The following is a 22841-nucleotide window of genomic DNA, read 5'->3' as shown; positions in this document are numbered from 1 at the left end:
GGACGCGACCCCCGCGAACGGCCGCCGGCCGTGCCGGTAGGCTCCGTCGGTGCGCGGAATCCTACTCGCCGGTGGCACCGGATCCCGGCTCTGGCCGATCACCCGGGCGGTGTCCAAGCAGCTGATGCCGGTGTTCGACAAGCCGATGATCTATTATCCGCTCTCCACCCTGGTGATGTCCGGGGTTCGGGAGATCCTGGTGATCACCACACCGGAGGACCAGGACCAGTTCCGCCGGCTGCTCGGCGACGGCAGTCAGCTCGGGCTGCGGCTGGAGTACCTCAGCCAGGCCCGCCCGGAGGGCATCGCGCAGGCGTTCATCCTCGGTGCGGACTTCATCGGCGACGACTCGGTGGCGCTGATCCTCGGCGACAACATCTTCCACGGCGTCGGCCTGGGCCGGCAGCTCGCCGACCACAGCGACCTGATCGGCGGCCGGGTCTTCGCCTACCCCGTGGCCAACCCCCAGGAGTACGGGGTGGTCGACTTCGACGCCGACGGTCGGGTGCTCTCGATCGAGGAGAAGCCGGCCCGGCCGAAGTCCCGCTACGCGGTGCCGGGGCTGTACTTCTACGACAACCGGGTCGTCGACATCGCCGGCAAGCTGACCCCCAGCGCCCGTGGCGAGCTGGAGATCACCGCGGTCAACGAGGCGTACCGGGAGACCGGGGAGCTGTCGGTGACCGTGCTGGACCGGGGCACCGCCTGGCTGGACACCGGCACCTTCACCTCGATGATGCAGGCGGGCGAGTTCGTCCGCGTGGTCGAGGAACGCCAGGGCCTGAAGATCGGCTGCGTCGAGGAGGTGGCCTGGCGGGCCGGCCTGATCGACGACGCGCAGCTGCGCGCGCTCGCCGAGCCGCTGACCAAGAGCGGCTACGGCGACTACCTGCTGCGTCTCCTCGCCGAGGGGCACGGCCCGCAGGTGGGCCGGTGAAGATCCGGGAGCTGGGCATCGAGGGCGCCTGGGAGATCACTCCCCAGCAGCACGGCGACCCGCGCGGGATGTTCATGGAGTGGTACCGCTTCGACCGGCTCGCCGAGGCGGTGGGGCACCCGCTGCGGCTGGCCCAGGCCAACCTGTCGGTCTCCGCGCGCGGGGTGGTGCGCGGCATCCACTTCGCCGACGTGCCGCCCGGCCAGGCCAAGTACGTCACCTGCGTGCGGGGCGCGGTGCTCGACGTGGTGGTGGACCTGCGGGTGGGCTCGCCGACCTTCGGCCGGTGGGAGGGCGTCCGGCTGGACGACACCGACCGGCGGGCGGTCTACCTCAGCGAGGGGCTGGGGCACGGTTTCTGCGCGTTGAGCGACGACGCGACCCTGAGCTACCTCTGCTCGGCCACCTACAACCCGACCGGCGAGCACGCGGTGCACCCGCTCGACGAGGAGCTGGGCATCGAGTGGCCGGCCGACACCCCGCTGCTGTCCGCCCGCGACGACGCGGCGCCGACGCTGGCGCAGGCGCGCGAGCGCGGGCTGTTGCCGGAGTACGACGCCTGTCGTTCGTTCGTGGCGAGCCTCGGGCAGGACGGAATGTCGCACTCAGCCGGTATGTGACCGGCCCGGGCGTACGACCTGTGGTGTGACAGTGACGAACGGGGCCTCCGGGCGGCTAATGTCACACCATGGAGCGGCGAATCTTCGGCCTCGAGACCGAGTACGGCGTCACCTGCACCTATCGCGGGCAGCGGCGGCTGTCCCCGGACGAGGTCGCGCGGTATCTGTTCCGTCGCGTCGTGTCCTGGGGCCGGTCGAGCAACGTCTTCCTGCGTAACGGGGCCCGGCTCTACCTGGACGTCGGGTCGCACCCGGAGTACGCGACACCGGAGTGCGACTCGGTGACCGACCTGGTGGCCCACGACCGGGCCGGCGAGCGGATCCTGGAGGGGCTCCTCGTCGACGCGGAGAAGCGGCTGCACGACGAGGGCATCGCGGGTGAGATCTACCTGTTCAAGAACAACACCGACTCGGCCGGCAACTCGTACGGCTGCCACGAGAACTACCTCGTCTCCCGCCACGGCGAGTTCGGGCGGCTCGCCGACGTGCTCATCCCGTTCCTCGTCACCCGGCAGTTGATCTGCGGGGCCGGCAAGGTCCTGCAGACCCCGCGCGGCGCTGTCTACTGCCTGTCGCAGCGGGCGGAGCACATCTGGGAGGGCGTCTCCTCGGCGACCACCCGCAGCCGCCCGATCATCAACACGCGGGACGAGCCGCACGCCGACGCCGAGCGCTACCGGCGGCTGCACGTGATCGTCGGCGACTCCAACATGAACGAGGTCACCACGCTGCTCAAGGTCGGCACCGCCGACATCGTGCTGCGGATGATCGAGGCCGGGGTGGTGATGCGCGACCTGTCGCTGGAGAACCCGATCCGGGCGATCCGGGAGGTCTCGCACGACATCACCGGCCGGCGCAAGGTGCGGTTGGCCTCCGGCAAGGAGGTCAGCGCGCTGGACATCCAGCAGGAATACCTCGCCAAGGCCACCGAGTTCGTGGAGCGCCGCGGCGGCGACCAGGCGGCCAAGCGGGTGGTCGAGCTGTGGGGCCGGGTGCTGCACGCCGTGGAGACCGGTGACCTGGAGCCCGTCTCCCGGGAGATCGACTGGGTCAGCAAGCTGCGGTTGATCGAGCGCTACCAGCGCAAGCACGACCTGCCGCTGTCCCACCCCCGGGTGGCGCAGATGGACCTGGCCTACCACGACGTGCGCCGCGGTCGTGGCCTCTACGGGCTGCTGGAGCGCCGCGGGGAGGTGGACCGGGTGGCCACCGACCCGGAGATCTTCGAGGCCAAGGAGACTCCACCGCAGACCACCCGGGCCCGGCTGCGCGGCGAGTTCATCCGGCACGCGCAGGAGAAGCGGCGCGACTTCACCGTCGACTGGGTGCACCTGAAGCTCAACGACCAGGCGCAGCGCACCGTGCTCTGCAAGGACCCGTTCCGGGCGTACGACGAACGGGTGGAGCGGCTGATCGCCAGCATGTGACCGGTGTGCCGGCCCCGGCGGTGGTGTCCGCCGGCGGGGTCGGCCGGCCCGGTAGGCTGGGCGCGCCATGACGACTTCCGGACCTCCCGACCGCTCCGAGCGCGGCGCCGAGCGGCAGAACTGGGTCGAACGCCGGCGGGAGAAGATCCGCGCCGAGATCGACCGCAACCGGCGCGGCGAGTACACCGTGCCGACCTGGGTGCTGGCCCTGGCGCTGGTGCTCATCGTGGGCGGCTGGCTCGCCCTCATCTTCCTCGCCTGATCCCCGCTGGCCCGGCCGGGCCACCGCTGGCCCGTCCGTGCCTCCCGGCCGGGTAACCGTCGTCGCCGGTCACCGGACGTCCGCGCTCCGCGGCGCCCCGGTGGCCTCGGGGCAGGCCGACGGGGGGAGCGAGCGATGACGGGCGGGGACAGCGCGACGCCACAGCCGAAGCGGGGGCAGGCCGGCTGGCAGGATCCCGGGCCGCGCGACGTGCTCCGGGACCGGCAGAACCCGGATCTGCTGACGCCGCCGACCACGGACGCGGGCACGCTGCCCAACCTGCGGTTCTCCTTCTCCGACGCGCACACCCGTGTCCAGCGCGGCGGCTGGACCCGCGAGGTCACGGTCCGGGAGCTGCCGATCGCCACCGAACTCTGCGGTGTGGACATGGCGCTGGAACCGGGCGCCTACCGGGAGATGCACTGGCACAAGCAGTCCGAGTGGGCGTACGTGTCGCACGGCGGCGCCCGGATCAGCGCGGTCGACCAGGAGGGCCGCAACTTCCTCGGCGACGTGCGCGCCGGTGACCTGTGGTTCTTCCCGCAGGGGGTGCCGCACCACATCCAGGCCCTCGACGAGGGCGTGGAGTTCCTGCTCGTCTTCGACGACGGGGCGTTCACGGAGAACAGCACGTTCCTGATCAGCGACTACTTCGCGCACACGCCCAGGGACGTGCTGGCGAAGAACTTCGGCTGGCGGCCCGAGCAGCTCGACTCGATCCCGGAGCGGGAGAAGTACATCTTCGCCGGGGAGGTGCCGCCGCCGCTGGATCGCGACCGGGTGGTGAGCCCGACCGGGGACGTGCCGCGCACGCTGAGCCACCGGCTTCTCGCGCAGGAGCCGCAGCGCTTCCCGGGCGGCCAGGTGCGCATCGCCGACGTGACACGGTTCGCCGCATCCACCACCATCTGCGCCGCGCTCGTGGAGGTCGACCCGGGCGGGATGCGGGAGCTGCACTGGCACCCCACCGACGACGAGTGGCAGTACTACCTCTCCGGCCATGGCCGGATGGGCGTGTTCGCCAGCCAGGGTGTGGCCGGCACCTTCGACATGCGCGCCGGCGACGTCGGGTACGTGCCGTTCGCGTACGGCCACTACATCGAGAACCTCGGCACCGAGCCGCTGGTCTTCCTGGAGATGTTCCGCAAGCCCCGGTTCGAGTCCGTCTCGCTGACCCAGTGGATGGCGAACACCCCGCCCCAGGTCAGCGCGGACATCCTCAACCTGCCCCGGGAACTGATCGAGGCCCTGCCCCGCGACCAACGCCCGGTGATCCGTTGACCCGCGTCCGCGGCCGAAGCGGGCCGAGGGCTCAGGGGAGCAGGGTGGTGGCGTGGCGGCCGGCCGCCGCCGCCGCGACGAAGTAGGCGTGGTCGGCGTCGAGGCCGCGGCCCATCGTGGACAGTGGCACGGCGCTGGCGCGCAACGCGGCGTCGAGGCCGGCGGTGCTCACCCGGACGATCCGGTGCCGGGCGGCCAGAGGAGCCAGCGCCGCGTCCACCTCGGCGGCCAACGCCGGCTCCAGGTCGTCGGGCACCACCAGCTCCGCCGGGGCGAGCGCCACCCGGCCGTACGCGGTGAGGCTGTGGTGCGACACGCCCCGGTGCCGGGGGCGGGGGTCGGCAGCGGAGATCCGCAGCGACCCGACCGGGCGGCCACCGAGCGTGGCAATAGCGTTGACCGCCTCGCCGACGGCGACCCCGGAGAAACCCCAGCGGGTGCCGGTGCCGAGGTTGCCGGGCCCCTGTGCGACCACGGCAACGTCGGCGCCGAGGACGTGCCGGGCGGCGAGCAGGCCGCCGTGCAGGGTGGTGGCCTCCAGGTCCCCGCCGAACGCCTGCCCGACGGTGATCGTGCCCGCCAGTTCGGCGCGCAGCCCCGCCAGCGTGCGGGAGAACCAGGCCGGCAACGCCCCGCCGTCGGTGAGCAGGTACGCCACCCGTGCCTGCGGGGCGCCGGCCCTGATGCCGGCCAGGATCGCCGGCAGGGCCGAGTGCAGGTCGGCGGTGACGACCGGCAGCCCGCCCAGGTCGTCGGCCTCGGCGAGCACGTCCCGGTGCGGGGACGCCTCCTCGTCGACGCCGAGCAGGATCGGTTGCAGCGGGGTGTAGCGGGCCTTGACGAGGTGCCCGGCGTCGCGGGTGTCGCCGGCGTCCGGCGGGTCCGGCGGCAGCCGGTCGGGCAGAGCCACCACCAGGGCGTACCCGCCGGTGCCCAGCCCCATCAGCAGCGCCCCGGCGTTGAGCAGCACCCGGTCGCCGGGCTCGGGTGTGCCGACCAGCTCCGGGTAGGCCAGCGCCCGCATGCGGGTGCCGTCGGGCAGGTCGACGTCCAGCTCCACCGCCCCGGTCCACTGCCGTCGCAGCGCCGCCACCGTCCCCGCCCGCCATCGCACCATGACGGGCACGCTAGCCGCGCGCGGCCGGCGCCCCGCGCCCGGGTGGTCCGACGGCGTGGCTCAGGCGGGGCCGGGTTCGCCGCCGGCGTCGGGGCTCGGGGCGGCCTGGATGTTCCGGGTGCGGCCGTCCGCACCGGGCAGGGAACGGGTGGGGTCGAGGAAGACGTAGCGGATCTCCGGGTACCGCTCGGTGAGCCGCCGTTCCGCCTCGTCGGCGGTGGCCTCGATGGCGGCGCCGGTCGCCTCGTCGCGGAAGTCGACCTTCGCGGCGACCAGGATGTCGTCCGGGCCGAGCTGCATGGTCAGCAGGGTGTCGATCCGCTCCACCTCGGGCAGCCGGGCCAGCTCCTGCTCGATCTCGCGGCGCAGCCGCTCGGGGACCGCCCGGCCGACCAGCAGCGACAGGTTGTTGCTGGCGAGTATCCCGGCGACGACCAGCAGCAGGACGCCGATCAGGATCGACGCGACACCGTCCCACACCTCGTCGCCGGTGGCCTGGGACAGACCGACCCCGAGCGCGGCCAGCAGCAGGCCGATCAGCGCGGCGCTGTCCTCCAGGAAGACGGCCTTGACGGTGGTGTCGGCGGTCAGCCGCAGGAACCGCCGGGGAGTCGTCCGCCACCGCCGGGACTCGCCGCGGACCTGCCGCACCGCCCGGGCCAGTGAGATCGACTCGATGACGAACGACGCGCCCAGCACGATGTACGAGACCAGGTAGTCGCCACTGTGCTTGTGCACCAGGATCGTGGTGACGCCGTGGGTGACCGCGAAACCGGCGCCGGCGACGAAGGTGAACATGGCGGCGAAGAACGCCCAGACGTAGCTCTCCTTGCCGTACCCGAAGGGGTGCCGGGTGTCCGCCGGCCGGGCGCCACGGCGCAGCGCCTGGTAGAGCAGCACCTCGGTGGTGGTGTCGGCCACCGAGTGCGCCGCCTCGGAGAGCATCGCGGCCGAGCCGGAGATCAGCCCGGCGATCAGCTTGGCCACCGCGATGGCGAGGTTCGCGGCCCCCGCGACGATCACGGTGCCGACGCTCTCGGTCTTGACCTCCGCCGCTTCCGACATGAGGGCCACCCTAAGTCCGGTGGCGGCGCCGCGCCGGGCGAGCGGCCCGGACCCGCCGATCCGAACAGATGTGCGGCACGCCAGCGTGGGTGCACGTCCTGCGCGTGTCGGCTGCTAGCGTCTACCCGTGTCGCGGACCCGCACCGAACGCCTGGTCAACCTGGTGATCTGCCTGCTGTCCACGCGACGGTTCCTGACCGCCGCGCAGATCGCCGCGACCGTGCCCGGTTACGAGCACGATCCCGACGACGCCCGTGACCACGAGGCGTTCCAGCGCAAGTTCGAGCGTGACAAGGCTGAGCTGCGCGAGCTGGGCGTGCCGCTGGAGACCGGGACGGCCAGCGCCTTCGACGCCGAGCCCGGTTACCGCATCGCCCACCGCGAGTACGCCCTGCCCGACATCCCCCTCGAACCGGACGAGGCCGCCGCCGTGGGCATCGCCGCGCGGCTGTGGCAGCACGCCGGCCTCGCCGCCGCCGCGTCGTCCGGGCTGGCCAAGCTGCGCGCCGCCGGGGTGGACGTGGACCCGCAGGCCACGCTGGGCCTGGAGCCGATGGTCACCGTCGACCCGGCGTTCGCGCCGCTGACCGCCGCCGCCCGCGACCGCCGCGAGGTCGGCTTCGACTACCGGGTGCCCGACCGGGACGCGCCCAGCCGCCGCCGGCTCCAGCCGTGGGGCGTGGTCTGCTGGCGCGGCCGGTGGTACGTGGTCGGCCACGACCTGGACCGCGCGGCGACCCGCTGCTTCCGGTTGTCCCGGGTGGTCGGCGCGGTCCGGGTGACCGGCGAGTCCGGCGGGTACGAGCCGCCGGCCGGCGTCGACCTGATCAGCCACGTGGCCCGCTGGTCCGGCCCGGTGGAGCGCACCGGCCGGGCCACCGTGCTGGCCGCTCCGGGCCGGGCAGCCGGGCTGCGCCGCTGGGCGGTCGAGGTGACCGCCGGGCCGGACGGCGACCGGCTGGTCCTGCCGTACGCCGACCCGGACGGGCTGGCCGGCCAACTCGTCGGGTACGGCCCCGACGTGCGGGTGCTCGACCCGCCGGAGGTCCGCGAGGCGGTCATCCAACGACTCAAGGAGATCGCCGCCCGCCACGACGAGCTGGCCGTCACCGGGGGCGCCCGATGACCCGGCCGGCCGCCCGGGGCGGCTCCCGGGCCTCCGCCGACCGCCTGGCCCGGCTGCTCAACCTGGTTCCCTACCTGCTGGCCCGACCGGGCATCGAGATCGCCGAGGCGGCCGGTGACCTGGGTGTCACCGAGCGGCAGTTGCGCGAGGACCTGGAGCTGCTCTGGGTGTGCGGGCTGCCCGGCTACGGCCCCGGCGACCTGATCGACATGGCCTTCGACGGCGACCGGGTGACGATCACCTACGACGCCGGCATCGACCGCCCGCTGCGGCTCACCCCCGACGAGGCGCTGGCCCTCGTGGTGGCGCTGCGGATGCTCGCCGAGACGCCCGGTGTGGCCAACCGGGAGGCCGTCGAGCGGGCCCTCGCGAAGATCGAGGACGCCGCCGGCGACCTGGTGGGCGCGCCGGTGGCGGTCCGGTTGCCCGGGGACACCCGCCGGGTGGAGGCGCTGCGCGCCGCCGTGGAGGGCGGCCGGGCGCTGCGGATCACCTACTACACGGCGGCCCGCGACGAGACCACCGACCGGGTCATCGACCCGCTGCGGATGCTGATGGTGGGCGGCCGCGCGTACGTGGAGGCGTGGTGCCGCCGCGCGGAGGCGGTCCGACTGTTCCGGGCCGACCGGATCGACGCGATCATCGAGCTGGACGAGCCGGCCACCGTCCCTCCGCAGGCCGTCCCGCACGACCTGACCGAGGGCGTCTTCCGCCCGTCGCCCGACCTGCCGTTGATCACGCTGCGGATCGGCCGCGGCGAGCGGTGGATCACCGAGTACTACCCGTGCGAGCGGGTGGAGGCCGGTGACGGTGACCAGTGGCTGGTCTCGCTGCGCGTGACCGACCTGGGGTGGGCCCGCCGGTTCGTGCTCGGCCTGGGCCCGGACGTCGCTGTGGTCGCCCCGGTCGAGCTGGCCGAGCAGGTCCGTGCGACGGCCGCCGCCGCGCTGGACGCGTACGCCGTGCCCGCGCCGACCGCCGCGCCCCGGCCGGCCGGTGAGCCCGCCGTCCCGGCGTAGGACCAGCCGGCCCGGCCGGAATCGACTCGGTATCCCTGACATCGGGGTATGTATCCACCGCCCCGGGACACCGCGCCATCACCAAAACCGAGTCGATCACCGTCGGGCGACCCGGCGGTGGCCGGCCGCACCCAGTAGGCTGACGCCCGTGCTGATCTGGATCGTGCTCGCGGTGGTGCTGCTCCCGCTCGTGGCGCTCGCGCTCGCCGTGCGCCCGGTGCTGGCCCGGCTGCCTCAGCTGCGCCGTGCCGCCGTGGCGTTGCAGCGACGGGCCACCGAGGCCGAGGCGCTGCGGGAAACCGCCGAGGCGCTGCAGCAGCGCGCCGAGGGCGTCCAGCGTCAGCTCGACACCGCGCAGCAACGGCTCGCGGTGATCAAGGCCAAGCGCGGCTGATCGACCCCCGTCGCGGCCCCACCCCTGGTCGGGGAGGGTCGCTGCGGGCCCGACCGCTCCGCGACGGTTGACTGATCATCGCGGTTGGTCAAGACTTCACCCGGCCGGGCCGGCCCAGCGCCACCCGGCAGGTGGCAACGGGCCGATCCGCACGTACGATGGGCTGCGTACCGCCCCCGGACACACAGAGCGACTGGAGCTTCTCATGGGTGCCCTCAAGCCGTGGCACATCGCGGTTCTCGTGGTTGTGCTGATCCTGCTCTTCGGTGCGAAGCGGCTCCCCGACGCGGCCCGCTCGCTCGGCCGTTCGCTGCGGATCATCAAGGCCGAGACCAAGAGCCTGCAGGACGACGACCGCGACCTCGCCGAGAAGGCCGACGCGCAGGCCGGCTACCAGCCGATGCCGCCGCAGGTCGGGCAGCCGCAGCAGGCGCCGTACCAGCAGGCGCCGCCGCAGCAGCCGGTCGCCGACCCGGTGCACCGCGTCCGCGACAACTGACCGAGAGGCCCGAGCACCGTGGCCTTCGCACTGCGTAAACGCGGCCCGAGCACCTTCGAGCGAGCCTCCGACGGTTCGATGACGCTCATCGAGCACGTCCGCGAGCTGCGCAACCGTCTGTTCCGTGCCTCGCTGGCGATCATGCTCGGCTTCGGTGTCGGCATCTGGCTGGCGACGCCGGTCCGGGTGCTGCTCTCGAAGCCGTACTGCGACCTGCCAGCGTCACTCGATCCGGTCACCGGCAAGTGCAAGTTCGTCCAGCTCGGCGTCGCGGACGTCTTCCTGCTGAACCTGAAGATCGGCCTGTGGGTGGGTCTGATCATCGCGGCGCCGATCTGGCTCTACCAGCTCTGGGCGTTCATCGCGCCCGGTCTGCACCGGCACGAGCGGCGTTACGCGTACATCTTCACCGCTCTCGCGGCCCCGCTGTTCGCGGCCGGCGCGGTGCTCGCGTTCTTCGTCACGACCAAGGGCCTCGAGTTCCTGCTGAACGTGTCGGGCGACGACATCTCGACCAACCTGGAAGTCACCCGCTACATCTCGTTCGTCACCAACCTGATCCTGCTGTTCGGGGTGGCGTTCGAGTTCCCCCTGATCGTGCTGATGCTCAACTTCGTGGGCCTGGCCAGCGCGAAGCGGCTGCTCAGTTGGTGGCGGGTGGCGATCTTCGTGTTCTTCGCCTTCTCCGCCGTGGTCACCCCCACCCCGGACCCGTTCGGGATGACCGCTCTGGCGCTCTGTCTCTCGGCGCTCTACTTCGCCGCGGTCGGCGTCGCGTTCATCAACGACAGGCGGCGTGGGCGGGACAAGGAGGTCTACGCCGGCCTCGACGACGACGAGGTGTCGCCGCTGGAACACGACCCCGAGCCGGTCGAGGCGGGGCAGCGGGTGGACGTGACCGCGCCGGTGGGCGCACCGGACCCGATCGCCCCACCGGCCCCGATCGAACGCCGCTACGACGACATGACCTGACGGTCCCGCGCCGCCCGGTTCGCCGACGCCGTCCCCGCCTGCCGGGGGGCGGCGTCGCCGCGTCGTGGCCTCGCGATCGACGGAACTCACGGCCTGGCGTGTATCGCCGTCGTTCGACGAAACTCGCGTCGTGGCGGCTCGCGCGGGATCCAGGGAACCACCGCGACCTCCTCACGGTGAGCGGCGCGACCGGGACCGCTGGTGCGGTCGTCCCGGCGGATGTACGGCGGCCGTCGGACCGGCTACGGTGCTGCCCGTGACCGCAGACGATCACCCGCACGCCGGTGGCCCCGTCGCCGTGCTCGCCAACCCCACGGCCGGCCGGGGGCGGCACCGCGGCCTGCTTTCCCGGCTGCTGGACGGGCTGGCCGTCGCCGGGCGGCCGGTCGAGGTGCTGTCGGCAGCGAGCCCCGCACAGGCCGAGGCGGTGTGTCGCGCCGCGGTCAGCGACGGTGCCGGCGCGCTGGTCGCGATCGGCGGGGACGGCACGGTGCACCGGGCGTTGCAGGCCGCCGCCGGCACCGACGTGCCGTTCGGCGCCGTGCCGGCGGGCACCGGCAACGACTTCGCCGTGGACACCGGCTTCCCGGCCGATCCGCTGGCGGCGGTGGCGGTGATCGCCGACGCGCTGCGCGCCGGCCGCAGCAGTCTCGTCGACCTGGCCCGGATGACCGGCGCCGATGGCGGCGAGCGCTGGTACGGGGCGGTCCTCGCGGCCGGGTTCGACGCGATCGTCAACGAGCGGGCCAACCGGATGCGCTGGCCGCGCGGCCCCCGCCGGTACGACCTGGCGATCCTCGTCGAGCTGGCCCGGCTGCGACCCCGGCGGTACACGCTGCGGCTGGACGGGGTGCCGCACGAGCTGGACGCGGTGCTGGTGGCGGTGGGCAACTGCCCGAGCTACGGGGGCGGGATGCGGATCTGCCCGGACGCCGACCCGACGGACGGGCTGCTCGACGTGGTGGTGGGTGGCCGGATCGACCGGCGCACCCTGATCCGGATCAAGCCCCGCATCTACCACGGCACCCACGTCGAGCACCCGCTCGTCCGCACCTACCGGGCGCGGACGGTGGAGCTGAGCGCCGAGGGCATCACCACGTACGCCGACGGCGAGCGTTCGCTGGACCTGCCGGTGACCGTCAGCGCCGTTCCGGGCGCGCTGCGGCTGCTGCGCTGACCCGCACGGCGCCGATGCTGGCCGCGATGACCAGCACGATGGCGGCGCACTCCAGCAGGGTCAGCGCCTGCCGCAGCACCAGCCACCCGGCCAGCGTGGCGATGGCCGGGCCGAGGCTCATCAGCACCGCGAAGGTGGCGGTGGGCATCCGGCGCAGCGCCAGCAGCTCCAGGGTGTACGGCAGCCCGGAGGCGAGCACCGCGAGGACCGTGCCGAGCGCCAGCACGGCCGGGTCGAGCAGCGCCGCGCCGCCGTCGACGACGCCGAGCGGCAGGGTGACCAGCGCGGCGAGGGTCAGCGCCAGGGCCAGCCCGTCCGCTCCCGGGAACCGGCCGCCGACCCGGGCGCTGAGCACGATGTACGCGGCCCACATCGCGCCCGCGCCGAACGCGAACGCCACCCCGGCGGGGTTCAGCCGGTCGAAGCCGCCCTGCCCGAGCAGCGCCACCCCGGCCAGCGCCAGCCCCGCCCAGCACCAACTGGCCAGCCGGCGGGCGGTGAACACCGACAGCGCCAGCGGGCCGAGCACCTCCAGGGTCACCGCCGGGCCCAGCGGGATCCGCTCGATGGCCTGGTAGAAGAGGGAATTCATGCCGGCCAGCGCCAGGCCGAACGCGCCGGCGGCGGCCCATGCCCCCCGGTCGTGCCCGCGCAGTCGGGGCCGGCACACGACGAGCAGCAGCACGGCCGAGATCGTCAGTCGCAGGGTCACCGCCCCGGCCACCCCGGTCCGCGGGAAGAGCAGCGCGGCGACGGCGGAGCCGAACTGCACCGACAGCGCGCCGCCGAGCACCATGCCGACGGCGCCGACGCCACCGGCCCGGCCGGTCGACGCGACGGTGGGTGTCGGTCGGTCGGGCAGCAGGGTGTCGGTCACGGTTGCGACGGTATGGGGTGCGGCGTGGGGGAGGGAAATGCCGGTTCCACTGCGGTTATGCTTCGAGGTTATGACCGTGGAGCTGCGGCACCTGCGTGCCTTCCTCGCCATCGCCGAGGAGGGCAGCATCACCCGCGCCGCCGGGCGGCTCCGGGTCACCCAGCCCGCGCTGTCGCGCACGCTGCGCCAGTTGGAGGACCATCTGGGGATCCGGCTGGTCGACCGCTCCACCCACCACCTGCACCTGACGCCGGCCGGCCGGTCGCTGCGGGACCGGGCCGCCGCCGCCGTCGCGGCCGTCGACGACGTGCTGGACCCGGGGTACGCCGCCGGGCGGCCGCTGCGGCTCGGGCACGCCTGGTCGGCGCTGGGCGGGCACACCGTCACCCTGCTGCGCCGGTGGCGGCAGGCCCACCCGGACACGCCGCTGGAGCTGCTGCGCATCGACGACCGCAGCGCCGGGCTGGCCCGCGGCGCCGTGGACGTCGCGGTGCTGCGTCAGCCGGTCGACCTGCCCGACGTGCGCACCGTGCGGCTGCTCACCGAGCCCCGGCTCGCCACGGTCCCGGCGGACAGCCCGCTGGCTGAGCGGGCCGTGCTCGCCCTGGCCGACCTGGTCGACCAGCCGATCGCGGTGAACACCGCCACCGGCACCACCACGCTCGGCCTCTGGCCGGTGGACGCCGCCCCGGCGACCGTGGTGCCGGTGGCGAACACCGACGACTGGCTCGCCGCGATCAGCTCCGGTCGGGCGGCGGGGGTGACCACCTCCGCGACCGCCGCGATGTACCCCACGCCGGCGGTGGCGTACCGGCCGCTCACCGACGCTCCGGAGGTCACCGTGCTGCTGGCCTGGCGGCACCCGCCCCGGCACCCCGGCGTCGCCGACCTGGTCGCGCTCGCCCACGAGGTCGTCGCCGGCTGACCCCGCCGGCTCAGGCTGGCAGAGCCAGATCCAGGACGGCGCCCAGCCCGTTCTCCCGGCCGGGATCCGCGGCCGGCAGCACCAGCACGGCGCAGCCGGCGGCGACCGCGCCCGCGTCCGCCGGCGTGTCACCGACCATCAGCGTCTGTTCCGGGTCGACGCCGAGCATCCCGCAGGCGCGCAGGAAGATCGCCGGGTCGGGCTTGCACCGCCCCACCTCGTAGGAGAGCACGAACGCGTCGACCAGCTCGGTCAACCCCCAGGCGTCGAAGAGCGGCCGTAGGTCGAAGCCGATGTTGCTGACCACCCCCACCCGCACGCCGGCCTCGCGCAGCGCGCTGAGCGTGGGGCCGGTGTCCGGGTACGGCAGCCAGCCCTCGGCGGTCAGCAGCCGCTCGTAGAGCGCGTCGGCGAAGCCCTCGATGCCCGCGTCGACGGTCTCGGCCAGCCCCGTGTAGGCGCCCCGGTGGGCGTGCGGGTAGAGGTCCCGGTCAGCCCACAGCTCGGCCAGCCGGGGCGGCACCCGGGCCGGCAGCGGGCCGCCCGCCCGCCCGGCGGTCAGCAGCCGGTCGGCCAGCGACGTGGCCCGGACCCGGTCCAGGCTGACCCCGCACGCCGCCGCGGCCTCGAGCACCCACTGCCGGGGCTCCTCCACCTGGGCCAGGGTGCCGTGGAAGTCGAAGAGCACCGCCTTGACGGGCCGTCGGGACGCTCGCGGGGCGGCGACGGCCTCGGCGCTGCCCGGCGGAGGGGTCTGGGGCGGTTCGGCATGGTCCGGCACGTCGTGCACCCTACCGACCGCCGCCGACGGCCCCTCCGCACGGCCTTGGTGGGGTGCCATGTCCCGGCACGCACTAATCTTGGTGACATGTCGAGCCCCGCCGAACGGTACGCCGCGGCCCGCCGCCGGGCCGCGCAGGCCTCAGAGTTCCCGGCGCTGGAAGAGTTCGCCCTTGACCTGGGGTTCGACCTCGACGACTTCCAACGGGAGGCGTGCCAGTCCCTGGAGAGGGGCAGCGGGGTGCTGGTGTGTGCCCCCACCGGCGCCGGCAAGACGGTGGTCGGGGAGTTCGCCGTACACCTGGCGCTGCGCGGGCGGCCCGACGACCCGGCGGCGGCCGGCGACGCGGGCGCACCGCCGACCCGGCGCAAGTGCTTCTACACGACGCCTATCAAGGCGCTGTCCAACCAGAAGTACCACGACCTGGTCGACCGGTACGGCGCTGAGCAGGTCGGCCTGCTCACCGGCGACAACGCGATCAACGGCGACGCCCCCGTGGTGGTGATGACCACCGAGGTGCTGCGCAACATGCTCTACGCGGGCTCCAGCACGCTGAAGGGCCTCGCGTACGTGGTGATGGACGAGGTGCACTACCTCGCCGACCGGTTCCGCGGCGGGGTGTGGGAAGAGGTGATCATCCACCTGCCGGCCTCGGTCACCCTGGTCTCGTTGTCGGCGACCGTCTCCAACGCCGAGGAGTTCGCCGACTGGCTGGTCACCGTGCGCGGCGAGACCGCGGTGGTGGTCAGCGAGCACCGCCCGGTGCCGCTCTGGCAGCACATGCTGGTCGGCAAGCGGATGTTCGACCTGTTCCACGACGCCGACGCCGCGCGCAAGCACGACGTGCACCCGGAGCTGCTGCGCTACACCCGCGACACGGTGCGCCGGCTGGAGCTGGGCGAGGGCCGCAGCGCCGGGCCCGGCTCCGGCCGGCGCGGCCCACGCTGGCGTGGCCCGATGCGCCCGGACATCGTCGACCGGCTGGACCGGGAGGGCCTGCTCCCGGCGATCCTGTTCATCTTCAGCCGGGCCGGCTGTGCCGCCGCGGTGCAGCAGTGCCTCGCCGCCGGGCTGCGGCTCACCTCACCCGAGGAGCGGGCCGAGATCCGCCGGGTGGTCGAGTCCCGGGTCACCGCCATCCCCGGCGAGGACCTGTCGGTGCTGGGTTACTGGGAGTGGCTCGACGGGTTGGAGCGCGGCCTGGCCGCGCACCACGCCGGCATGCTCCCGGTGTTCAAGGAGATCGTCGAGGAGCTGTTCGTCCGGGGCCTGGTCAAGGCGGTCTTCGCCACCGAGACCCTCGCGCTGGGCATCAACATGCCGGCCCGCTGCGTGGTCCTGGAACGGCTGGTCAAGTACAACGGCGAGGCCCACGTCGACCTGACGCCGGGGGAGTACACCCAGCTCACCGGGCGTGCCGGCCGGCGTGGCATCGACGTGGAGGGGCACGCCGTGGTGGTGTGGTCCCCGGAGACCGACCCGCGGCACGTGGCGGGGCTCGCGTCCACCCGCACCTACCCGCTGCGCTCCAGCTTCCGGCCCTCGTACAACATGGCGGTGAACCTGGTCGGCACCGTCGGCGCGGAGCCGGCCCGGGCCCTGCTGGAGTCCTCGTTCGCCCAGTTCCAGGCGGACCGGTCGGTGGTCGGCCTGGCCCGGCAGGTGCAGCGCAACACCGAGACCATCGAGGCGTACGGCGTGGAGGCCGCCTGCCACCACGGCGACTTCGACGAGTACTTCGCGCTGCGGGTGGCGATCGCCGACCGGGAGAAGGCCATCGCCCGGCAGGGGCAGACCCAGCGCAAGGCCGCCGCGGTGGCCTCGCTGGAGCGGCTGCGCGTCGGCGACGTGATCCGGGTGCCGGCGGGCCGGCGGGCCGGCCTGGCCGTGGTGCTGGACCCGGCGACCGGCGGGTTCGGCGAGCCCCGGCCGCTGGTGCTCACCCAGGACCGCTGGGCGGGGCGGGTCAGCCCCGGCGACTTCACCACCCCGGCCGAGGTGCTGGCCCGGATCCGGGTGCCCAAGCACTTCAACCACCGCTCGCCGGCCGCTCGGCGCGACCTCGCCGCCGAGGTCAGCGGCACCGGCCTGGACCGGCACGGTGGCCGGCGGGGTGGCCGCTCCCGGCAGGCGACCGGCGAGGACCACCAGCTCACCCAGCTCCGCACCGAGCTGCGCCACCACCCCTGCCACGCCTGTCCGGAGCGGGAGGAGCATGCCCGCTGGGCGGAGCGGCGCCGGCGGCTGGAACGTGACACCGAGGAGCTGCGTGAGCGGGTCTCCGGGCGTACCGGGTCGCTCGCGCGGACCTTCGACCGGATCGTCGCGCTGCTGACCGACCGCGGCTACCTCGCCCGCGACGGCGCGGTCACCGACGCCGGCCGGATGCTCGGACGGATCTGGACCGAGGCGGACCTGCTGGTCGCCGAGTGCCTGCGCCGGGGCGTGTGGGACGGGCTGTCCCCGGCCGAGCTGGCCGCCGCGGTGTCCGTGGTGGTCTTCGAGGCGCGCCGTGACGTCGACGAGCGGGCGTCGCTGCCGCGCGGGCCGGTGGCCGACGCGGTCGACGAGACGCTGAAGCTGTGGGGCGAGATCGAGGCTGACGAGGCGGCGCGCGGGCTGAACGCGACCCGCGAGCCGGATCTCGGCTTCGCCTGGCCCATGTACCGGTGGGCCCGGGGCGAGGCGCTGGCGAAAGTGCTCGGCAGCGGTCACGAGATCGACGGTGAGATGCCGGCCGGTGACTTCGTCCGGTGGGCGCGCCAGGTGGTCGACCTGCTCGGCCAGCTGGCCGACTCCGGTGGAGCGTCGGCGGAGCTGCGCTCCACCGCCCGGCAGGCGATCGGGGCCGTCAACCGGGGCGTGCTGGCGTACCACACCACCGCCTGATCATGACTCTCGGTTACCGGCACTGACGAACCGACGCATCGGACGGTCACCGCGACAGCACCCCCCGGATAACCCGGGGGGTGCTGTCGCCCCTGCTCGGAGCACCCCTGATCATTTGCCAGGCGCTTCCTTTACGCGCCGGTAACGAATGGGGAGAGGGCCGTCATGGCGGAGATCAATCACTTTGAGTACGGGTGGATCACACCGTCGTTGAGCTACGCGCTGTCCGTGCTCGGCTCGATCCTCGGGCTGATCTGCGCCGGGCGTATCCGCACGGCCGGCAGCGCCGGTCAGCGCGCGTGGTGGGGCCTGCTGGCCGCCTGGGCCCTCGGCGGCACCGCCATCTGGGCGATGCACTTCGTGGCCATGCTCGGGTTCGCCGTCGACGGCACCAGGATCCGGTACGACGTGCCGCTCACCGTTGCCAGCACGGCCATCGCCGTCGTGGCGGTCGGGATCGGCCTGGCCATCGTGGGCACCGGACGCCTGAACCCCGTACGGCTGATCGCCGGCGGGATCTTCACCGGCGCCGGCGTGGCGGCCATGCACTACACGGGCATGACGGCGATGCGCCTGAACGGCAGCCTCGGCTACGACACCAACCGGGTCGCGCTGTCGGTCGTGATCGCGGTCGTGGCGGCCACCGTCGCCCTGTGGCTCGCGATGACCGTCCGTCGGGGGCTGGCGATTGTGGCCTCCGCGCTGGTCATGGGTGTGGCCGTGAACGGCATGCACTTCACCGGCATGAGCGCCCTCTCGGTGCACCGACACGAGGATCAGGCCGAGGTCAGCGGCGCCGGCATGAGCACCCTCCTCGTGCCGATCGTGCTGGCGGTGATCTTCGGCGTGGTCGGTCTGCTGTACGCCCTGCTCGCCGCCCCGACCGACGACGACCGGGCCGCCGCCGCGTACCTGGACTCACGGCGGGCCTCGGAGCCGGCCGCCGCGGCGCCGCCCGCCGCCCCGGACCCGGTCGGTCTGCGCGCCCGCTCCACTCTCGGCCAGCCCGGCACCCCGTTTCCGTCCCGCCGGGAGATGCCGCCCCGCTGAGCGGCCGGGCTTCCTTCTGCCGGGGAGAGCAGAAGTTCTGCGAACTCGGCCCCACGTATCGACGATCTTTGTGGAAGGAAGTTAGGCTGCGACGACCTCTCCATCGACGCAAGGAGATGCCGTGTCGCGCCGTACGGGCAAGCCCTCCTACCTGCTTCCCACCCGCGACTCGCGCCGCAGCCGGATCGTCCGTCTCGCGGCCGTCGTCACGGGGGTCGGGCTCGCGGCCGCTCTCCTGGGAGGCGCTGTCGGCTACACGGCCGGCCGCCCGGACCCCGTGGATTCGAGCATCGCCGACATGCGCGAGGCGGAGGCGCAGCGGGACACCCAGCAGATCGCCGAGCTGACCGGGACGGCTCGCCGCCTGAGCGGCCAGATCTCGCCCGTCCTCACCGCGCTACAGGCGGACACGTCGACCAGCGGACAGGCGGGCCCCGAACAGGCCCGCCAGTGGCAACAGACCGTGCGCCAGGCGGCGCAGCCGTTGGCCGATCCCCCGTCCGGCACCACCGCCACCAACGTGGCACGAGGAGGGCTTCGGGTCGCCCTCGACCAGGCCGCGCTCGCCGTCGACACCTATCTCGTCGCCGTCACCGGTCCGGCCGCCCAGCGGGCCGCTCTGACGCAGTTGGCGGCACGACAGGCAGCCCAGGCGGTCGGCACCTGGTCCGTCGCCGCCACCCAGCTCGACCAGATCAACATCGACGCCGGCCACGGCCACCAGCACGTCCACCTCGACACCGGCACCGGTGGCGGCGCCTTCGCCCCCGACCACGCCGAGGAAGGAACCGGCGGGTAGACCCCCACCCGGTCCATACGCAGGAGCCCATCCCCGAAAGATCGGGGATGGGCTCCTGTGCGGTGGGGAAGGGGTCAGCTGACGGCGCCGATGGAGACGGCGCCGCGGCCGACGACCGCGCCCTCGGTGGTCACGACCGCCAGCTCACCGAAGAGCTCCCGCCCAGCGCCCGGCGTGGACTGGGCGGTCACGGTGCCGGTGAGGGTGGCGGTGGCGCCGTTGGGCAGGGCCAGCGGGGTGCTCGGGGTCGCGAGCGTGCCCAGCGACGGGGCCGAGAACGAGTCCCGGTAGTCGTAGGCGGTGCTGGTGTTCGGCCCGTCGACGGCGTACCCGTCGACGACGACCCGGTAGGCGCCCTCCGGCGGGTTGGCGATGGTGACGGCTTCCTCGGAGTCGCCGTCGGCCGCCTGCCCGACCTGGGTGTCACCGCGGAACACGGTCAGGTCCAGGTCGGCGCCCAGGTTGGCCGTGTTGCCGATCCGCGCCGTGAAGCTGGTGGCACCAGCCGGGACGTCCACCAGATACTCCTGCTGGGCGCCCTCCGCGATGGTCGGCCGCTCGGCGTGCACGCTGGACAGCGGGCCGCCCTGACCGGTCACCGCGACCGGGCCGAAGGCGTTGGTCAGCGTCCAGTTCGCCGGGGTCGGCTCACCGGCGCTGACCGAGGGCAGCTCGATCACCGACGGCTCGACGGTGACGCCCTGCACCCGGGCCTGGAGCTGGAACGGGTTGTTCAGTGCCGGCGAGGTCCGCCGCGACTCCACCTCGATCTCCCAGACCCCGGCGATCGGGTTCTGGTAGTCCCGCTCCTGCGGCTTGCAGGCGGCGGCGTCGGAGAAGTTGGTGTAGCAGGCGGTGCTCGCGGTGCTGTCCACCGGCACGCCGTACGGGTTGATGGCGATGAACCGGGTCTGCGACCCGGTGGCGATGCCCGACAGGTTCACCTGCAGAGCGCCGGCGCCGGCCGGCACGGTGACGAAGTACGACGTGAACGCGTTGCGCGTCACCGAGCCCTCGGCGGAGAACGAGTAGCCGGGCTTGGTGACGTCGTTCGCGGCCACCACGACGGCGGAGACCTCGAAGTCGATCACCGAGGTCCTCGGGTCGTCCACGGTCAGGATCGTGCCGTGCGCGCCGGTGGACTTCGGCTTGGCGGTGACCGGGATGGAGACGGCCTTGTTGAGCGGCAGCGCGACCGTCTTGGGCGCGGTGAAGGTGCCGTCGTTGCCGCGCAGGGCCAGCTTGTGGCTGACCGTGCCGGCCGGGCCGCTGGTCCGGGTCACCGTGACCTGGTACGTGCGGCTCTGGCCGACCTTCTGCCCGCCCTGGGCGGAGGCGCAGCGGTTGTAGACGCCGGCGCCGCGGTTCGGGTTGGGGACGAACCTGCTCAGCTCGCGGTCGTAGCGGGTGAGATTCGGCGACAGCTCGGTGCAGACCGGGGCGTCCGAGACGTACGACCGGGTCTCGACGGTCCTGCTGAGCAGCTTCCACGCGCCCGGCACGTTGAACATGCCGTAGCCCTGCGCGTACGTGGCGACATCGGCGATCGGCTTGGCGGAGGTGTAGATGGCCCGGCGCAGCGCCGCCGGGGTCACGCCCTTGTCGGTGGCCTTGGCGGCGGAGAGCAGCAGCGCGGCCGCGCCGGTGGCCTGCGGGGAGGCCATCGAGGTGCCGTTGAGCATCTGGTAACCCGGCGGCAGCGGGTAACCGGCCTCGGGGACGGGGTTGCCCGGCTGCCAGGTCGGCGCGGTGGAGATCGCCGATCCCGGGGCGGCGACGTTCGGCTTGAAGCCACCGTCCTCGCGTGGGCCGCGGGAGGAGAAGTTGAACAGCGCGTTCTTCGTCCGCACCACCGAGCCGTAGTTGGCCAGCCAGGTGTCCCTGCTGATGTTCGCCGCGACACTGACGACGTTCTCGGCGACCGACGGGTCGCCGACGGTGTTCACGCCCGGACCGGAGTTGCCGGCCGAGATGAACATCTGCACGCCGTAGGTGCTGATCAGGTCGTTGTAGAGCTGCGCGCGGGCGTTGGCGCCGTCGTTGAGCGTCGGCAGTCCGCCGATCGACATGTTGACCACGTCGACGTGACGGTTGATGACCAGGTCGGCCATGCCGGTGGTCAGCGCGGCGGCGGTGCAGCCGCCACCCCACGAGCAGGCCCGTGCGGAGACGAGCTTGGCGCCCGGGGCGGCGCCGTCGAAGGCGGTGTTGCCCAGCATGTCGTTGGCGGCGGTGATGCCCGCGACGTGGGTGCCGTGGGTCGCCTCGATGATGCCGATGTTGACGTAGTCGGCGTACGGGCCGGGCTTGCCGTCGGCCGGGTCGATGTCGACGTCCTCGCGGTACTCGACCACGAAGGGCATCTGGTCCCGCACGGCGGTGGCGGGGTTGTCGGTGCCGAAGTGCCCGACGTCGAACTTCTCCCGGTACGGGCGCATCAGCGTCTCGTCGGTGAAGCTGTTGTCCTGGTCGACGTCCACCCAGATGTCGTGGGTCCCGGGGTCGTAGAGGACGCCCCACGCGTCGGTGGTGTCGCCGTCCCGGTTGACGTCGCCGCCCGGGTCGCTGGCGGCGGTGATCGACTCACGGAACAGGTTGAACCGGTACGCCCCGGCGGGAGCGGTCCAGGTCGCGCCGCCGGCGGTGAACGACGGGCCGGTCACCTCGGTGACCATCCGCCGCCACGTGCCGTCGTTCTCGGTCACCGGGTCCGTCGCGGTGACCCAGTCGATGATCTTCCGCTCACCGGTCGTCGTCTTCTGGAGTGCCGGCTGGTCCAGGTCGACACCGGAGTCCATGATGCCGATGGTGACGCCGCGGCCGTCCCACTGCGGGTGGGCCGCCTTGAACGTCTCCGCGCCGGTCTCGTTGGTCGGCATGTACGGGTTGACCGCGCCGGTGCCCGCGCCGGGACCCGCCAGCGTGGCGGCCTGCTCGGCGGCCTTGGCGCCGTTCGGGGCGGCCTCGGGGGTGGGGTCCGGGCGCTGGATCGTCTCGTCGAGGTCGACCGCGGAGACGCCCGGCAGCGCGGCCGCCTTGAGCACCTTCGCCGTCGGCACCGTGGCCAGGACGTAGCCGATCTGGTCGAAGCGGCGGTTGACGGCGCCGCCGAGAGCCTGCACGGCGGCTGCGACGTCCCCGGCCTCGCCCTTCTCGGTGGCGACGATCAGGGTCACGGTCGGCGCGTGCTTCGCCTCGGCCTGGGCGAGGAGCTTGGCGTCGTGCGAGCCCAACGCCTCGGCGGGGGTGGCCTGCGGAGTGTCGGGTGCGGGGGGAGCGGCGATCGCGGTGGCGGCACCACCCGTCACGGTCATGGCGCCGGCGGCCAGGACCGTTGCGAAGAGCGCGGCGGAGGTACGCCTGCTCTGATTGCGGGGTTGACTCACGTTCTCTTTCCTCCAGAGAACAGGGCCCTTTTGGTGCAGGGCACGTGTGAGCGAATCCTTCGCGGTGTTCGTGGCGAATGTCGACAGGTGCCCCGGCGTTGTGACCGCTCCGTGATGTTGCGCGGGAGCTGCGCGCCGGGGGATCGCCTGGACGTCGTCCCTGGCCGAGCCCACGCCGACGGTCCTCACGGGATTGGCGCAACGCCTCATTCCGCTGGTCCGACCGTGCTACGAAGTC

At 73.3% G+C, this 22841-nt stretch carries 20 protein-coding genes; 15 read left to right on the top strand and 5 right to left on the bottom strand.

Going from position 1 to position 22841, the window contains the following annotated elements:
- Positions 1-49: 49 nt before the first annotated feature.
- The 5 genes from rfbA to DKT68_RS11670 all read left to right on the top strand — a co-directional run bounded on the left by rfbA (position 50) and on the right by DKT68_RS11670 (position 4527).
- Positions 50-937, top strand: a complete 888-nt coding sequence (gene rfbA / locus DKT68_RS11690) for a glucose-1-phosphate thymidylyltransferase RfbA (RefSeq protein WP_109817444.1) — start codon at positions 50-52, stop codon at positions 935-937.
- A complete protein-coding gene (rfbC, locus tag DKT68_RS11685) occupies positions 934-1557 on the top strand; it encodes a dTDP-4-dehydrorhamnose 3,5-epimerase (protein ID WP_109817443.1) in 624 nt (207 codons plus the stop codon). Before rfbA ends, rfbC begins: the two co-directional genes overlap by 4 nt.
- 68 nt (positions 1558-1625) lie before the next feature.
- Positions 1626-2984, top strand: a complete 1359-nt coding sequence (gene pafA, locus DKT68_RS11680; protein WP_089021075.1) for a Pup--protein ligase — start codon at positions 1626-1628, stop codon at positions 2982-2984.
- A gap of 67 nt (positions 2985-3051) precedes the next feature.
- Complete coding sequence (locus tag DKT68_RS11675) at positions 3052-3246, top strand: hypothetical protein (RefSeq protein WP_109817442.1); 195 nt, start codon at positions 3052-3054, stop codon at positions 3244-3246.
- Positions 3247-3381: 135 nt separating this feature from the next.
- Entirely contained in the window at positions 3382-4527 is a 1146-nt protein-coding gene (locus tag DKT68_RS11670) for a cupin domain-containing protein (RefSeq protein WP_109817441.1), read from the top strand.
- Between the two features lie 31 nt (positions 4528-4558).
- Here the strand turns inward: DKT68_RS11670 and DKT68_RS11665 are convergent, their stop codons facing one another.
- Positions 4559-5644 (bottom strand): DUF3866 family protein, encoded by a 1086-nt coding sequence (locus tag DKT68_RS11665; RefSeq protein ID WP_109817440.1) that lies wholly within the window; start codon positions 5642-5644, stop codon positions 4559-4561.
- Positions 5645-5704: 60 nt separating this feature from the next.
- Positions 5705-6709, bottom strand: coding sequence for a cation diffusion facilitator family transporter (locus DKT68_RS11660; RefSeq protein WP_109817439.1), 1005 nt, complete (start codon positions 6707-6709; stop codon positions 5705-5707).
- 127 nt (positions 6710-6836) lie between these two features.
- On the opposite strand from DKT68_RS11660, the gene DKT68_RS11655 reads away from it, so the two are divergent.
- The 6 genes from DKT68_RS11655 to DKT68_RS11630 all read left to right on the top strand — a co-directional run bounded on the left by DKT68_RS11655 (position 6837) and on the right by DKT68_RS11630 (position 11896).
- The gene (locus tag DKT68_RS11655; protein ID WP_109817438.1) at positions 6837-7835 is read left to right on the top strand and encodes a helix-turn-helix transcriptional regulator; all 999 of its coding nucleotides are present in this window, start codon (positions 6837-6839) and stop codon (positions 7833-7835) included.
- Complete coding sequence (locus DKT68_RS11650) at positions 7832-8854, top strand: helix-turn-helix transcriptional regulator (protein ID WP_109817437.1); 1023 nt, start codon at positions 7832-7834, stop codon at positions 8852-8854. The genes DKT68_RS11655 and DKT68_RS11650 overlap by 4 nt, the downstream gene beginning before the upstream one ends.
- A 148-nt stretch (positions 8855-9002) precedes the next feature.
- Positions 9003-9248, top strand: coding sequence for a hypothetical protein (locus tag DKT68_RS11645; RefSeq protein WP_109817436.1), 246 nt, complete (start codon positions 9003-9005; stop codon positions 9246-9248).
- Positions 9249-9453: 205 nt separating this feature from the next.
- The gene (tatA, locus tag DKT68_RS11640; RefSeq protein ID WP_109817435.1) at positions 9454-9747 is read left to right on the top strand and encodes a Sec-independent protein translocase subunit TatA; all 294 of its coding nucleotides are present in this window, start codon (positions 9454-9456) and stop codon (positions 9745-9747) included.
- Positions 9748-9765: 18 nt separating this feature from the next.
- On the top strand, positions 9766-10719 hold the full coding sequence (tatC, locus tag DKT68_RS11635; RefSeq protein WP_109817434.1) for a twin-arginine translocase subunit TatC: 954 nt from the start codon (positions 9766-9768) through the stop codon (positions 10717-10719).
- A gap of 247 nt (positions 10720-10966) precedes the next feature.
- Positions 10967-11896 carry a diacylglycerol kinase gene (locus DKT68_RS11630; protein ID WP_109817433.1) on the top strand — a complete coding sequence of 310 codons (930 nt, stop codon included), beginning with the start codon at positions 10967-10969 and terminating at the stop codon, positions 11894-11896.
- Here the strand turns inward: DKT68_RS11630 and DKT68_RS11625 are convergent.
- Positions 11859-12692 carry an EamA family transporter gene (locus DKT68_RS11625; RefSeq protein WP_236646848.1) on the bottom strand — a complete coding sequence of 278 codons (834 nt, stop codon included), beginning with the start codon at positions 12690-12692 and terminating at the stop codon, positions 11859-11861. The two genes, DKT68_RS11630 and DKT68_RS11625, sit on opposite strands and share 38 nt — an antisense overlap.
- A 151-nt stretch (positions 12693-12843) precedes the next feature.
- Between DKT68_RS11625 and DKT68_RS11620 the strand changes: the two genes are divergently transcribed.
- Positions 12844-13698 carry a LysR family transcriptional regulator gene (locus tag DKT68_RS11620; RefSeq protein ID WP_109817431.1) on the top strand — a complete coding sequence of 285 codons (855 nt, stop codon included), beginning with the start codon at positions 12844-12846 and terminating at the stop codon, positions 13696-13698.
- Between the two features lie 10 nt (positions 13699-13708).
- Here DKT68_RS11620 and DKT68_RS11615 read toward each other — a convergent pair whose 3' ends face one another.
- A complete protein-coding gene (locus DKT68_RS11615; protein WP_109817467.1) occupies positions 13709-14479 on the bottom strand; it encodes an HAD family hydrolase in 771 nt (256 codons plus the stop codon).
- Positions 14480-14566: 87 nt separating this feature from the next.
- Between DKT68_RS11615 and DKT68_RS11610 the strand changes: the two genes are divergently transcribed.
- The 3 genes from DKT68_RS11610 (at position 14567) to DKT68_RS11600 (ending at position 19217) form a co-directional block, all read left to right on the top strand.
- Entirely contained in the window at positions 14567-17368 is a 2802-nt protein-coding gene (locus tag DKT68_RS11610; RefSeq protein ID WP_109817430.1) for a DEAD/DEAH box helicase, read from the top strand.
- Between the two features lie 165 nt (positions 17369-17533).
- Positions 17534-18418, top strand: a complete 885-nt coding sequence (locus DKT68_RS11605) for an MHYT domain-containing protein (protein WP_109817429.1) — start codon at positions 17534-17536, stop codon at positions 18416-18418.
- A 121-nt stretch (positions 18419-18539) separates the two neighbouring features.
- The gene (locus DKT68_RS11600) at positions 18540-19217 is read left to right on the top strand and encodes a hypothetical protein (protein WP_109817428.1); all 678 of its coding nucleotides are present in this window, start codon (positions 18540-18542) and stop codon (positions 19215-19217) included.
- A 74-nt stretch (positions 19218-19291) separates the two neighbouring features.
- Here DKT68_RS11600 and DKT68_RS11595 read toward each other — a convergent pair whose 3' ends face one another.
- Positions 19292-22603, bottom strand: a complete 3312-nt coding sequence (locus DKT68_RS11595; protein ID WP_109817427.1) for a S8 family serine peptidase — start codon at positions 22601-22603, stop codon at positions 19292-19294.
- Positions 22604-22841: the final 238 nt, after the last annotated feature.

Source organism: Micromonospora acroterricola, assembly GCF_003172955.1.
Taxonomy (GTDB): Bacteria; Actinomycetota; Actinomycetes; order Mycobacteriales; family Micromonosporaceae; genus Micromonospora; species Micromonospora acroterricola.
This window is presented reverse-complemented; position numbering and strand designations above follow the sequence as displayed.

Excerpts from the sequence above, each read along its gene's own strand:
- DKT68_RS11620 (WP_109817431.1), top strand. The coding sequence starts at position 12,844 with ATGACCGTGGAGCTGCGGCACCTGCGTGCCTTCCTCGCCATCGCCGAG.
- tatA (WP_109817435.1), top strand. The coding sequence starts at position 9,454 with ATGGGTGCCCTCAAGCCGTGGCACATCGCGGTTCTCGTGGTTGTGCTG.
- DKT68_RS11675 (WP_109817442.1), top strand. The coding sequence starts at position 3,052 with ATGACGACTTCCGGACCTCCCGACCGCTCCGAGCGCGGCGCCGAGCGG.
- DKT68_RS11660 (WP_109817439.1), bottom strand. The coding sequence starts at position 6,709 with ATGTCGGAAGCGGCGGAGGTCAAGACCGAGAGCGTCGGCACCGTGATC.
- DKT68_RS11605 (WP_109817429.1), top strand. The coding sequence starts at position 17,534 with ATGGCGGAGATCAATCACTTTGAGTACGGGTGGATCACACCGTCGTTG.
- DKT68_RS11670 (WP_109817441.1), top strand. The coding sequence starts at position 3,382 with ATGACGGGCGGGGACAGCGCGACGCCACAGCCGAAGCGGGGGCAGGCC.
- DKT68_RS11610 (WP_109817430.1), top strand. The coding sequence starts at position 14,567 with ATGTCGAGCCCCGCCGAACGGTACGCCGCGGCCCGCCGCCGGGCCGCG.
- DKT68_RS11650 (WP_109817437.1), top strand. The coding sequence starts at position 7,832 with ATGACCCGGCCGGCCGCCCGGGGCGGCTCCCGGGCCTCCGCCGACCGC.
- DKT68_RS11625 (WP_236646848.1), bottom strand. The coding sequence starts at position 12,692 with ATGGTGCTCGGCGGCGCGCTGTCGGTGCAGTTCGGCTCCGCCGTCGCC.
- DKT68_RS11665 (WP_109817440.1), bottom strand. The coding sequence starts at position 5,644 with ATGGTGCGATGGCGGGCGGGGACGGTGGCGGCGCTGCGACGGCAGTGG.
- pafA (WP_089021075.1), top strand. The coding sequence starts at position 1,626 with ATGGAGCGGCGAATCTTCGGCCTCGAGACCGAGTACGGCGTCACCTGC.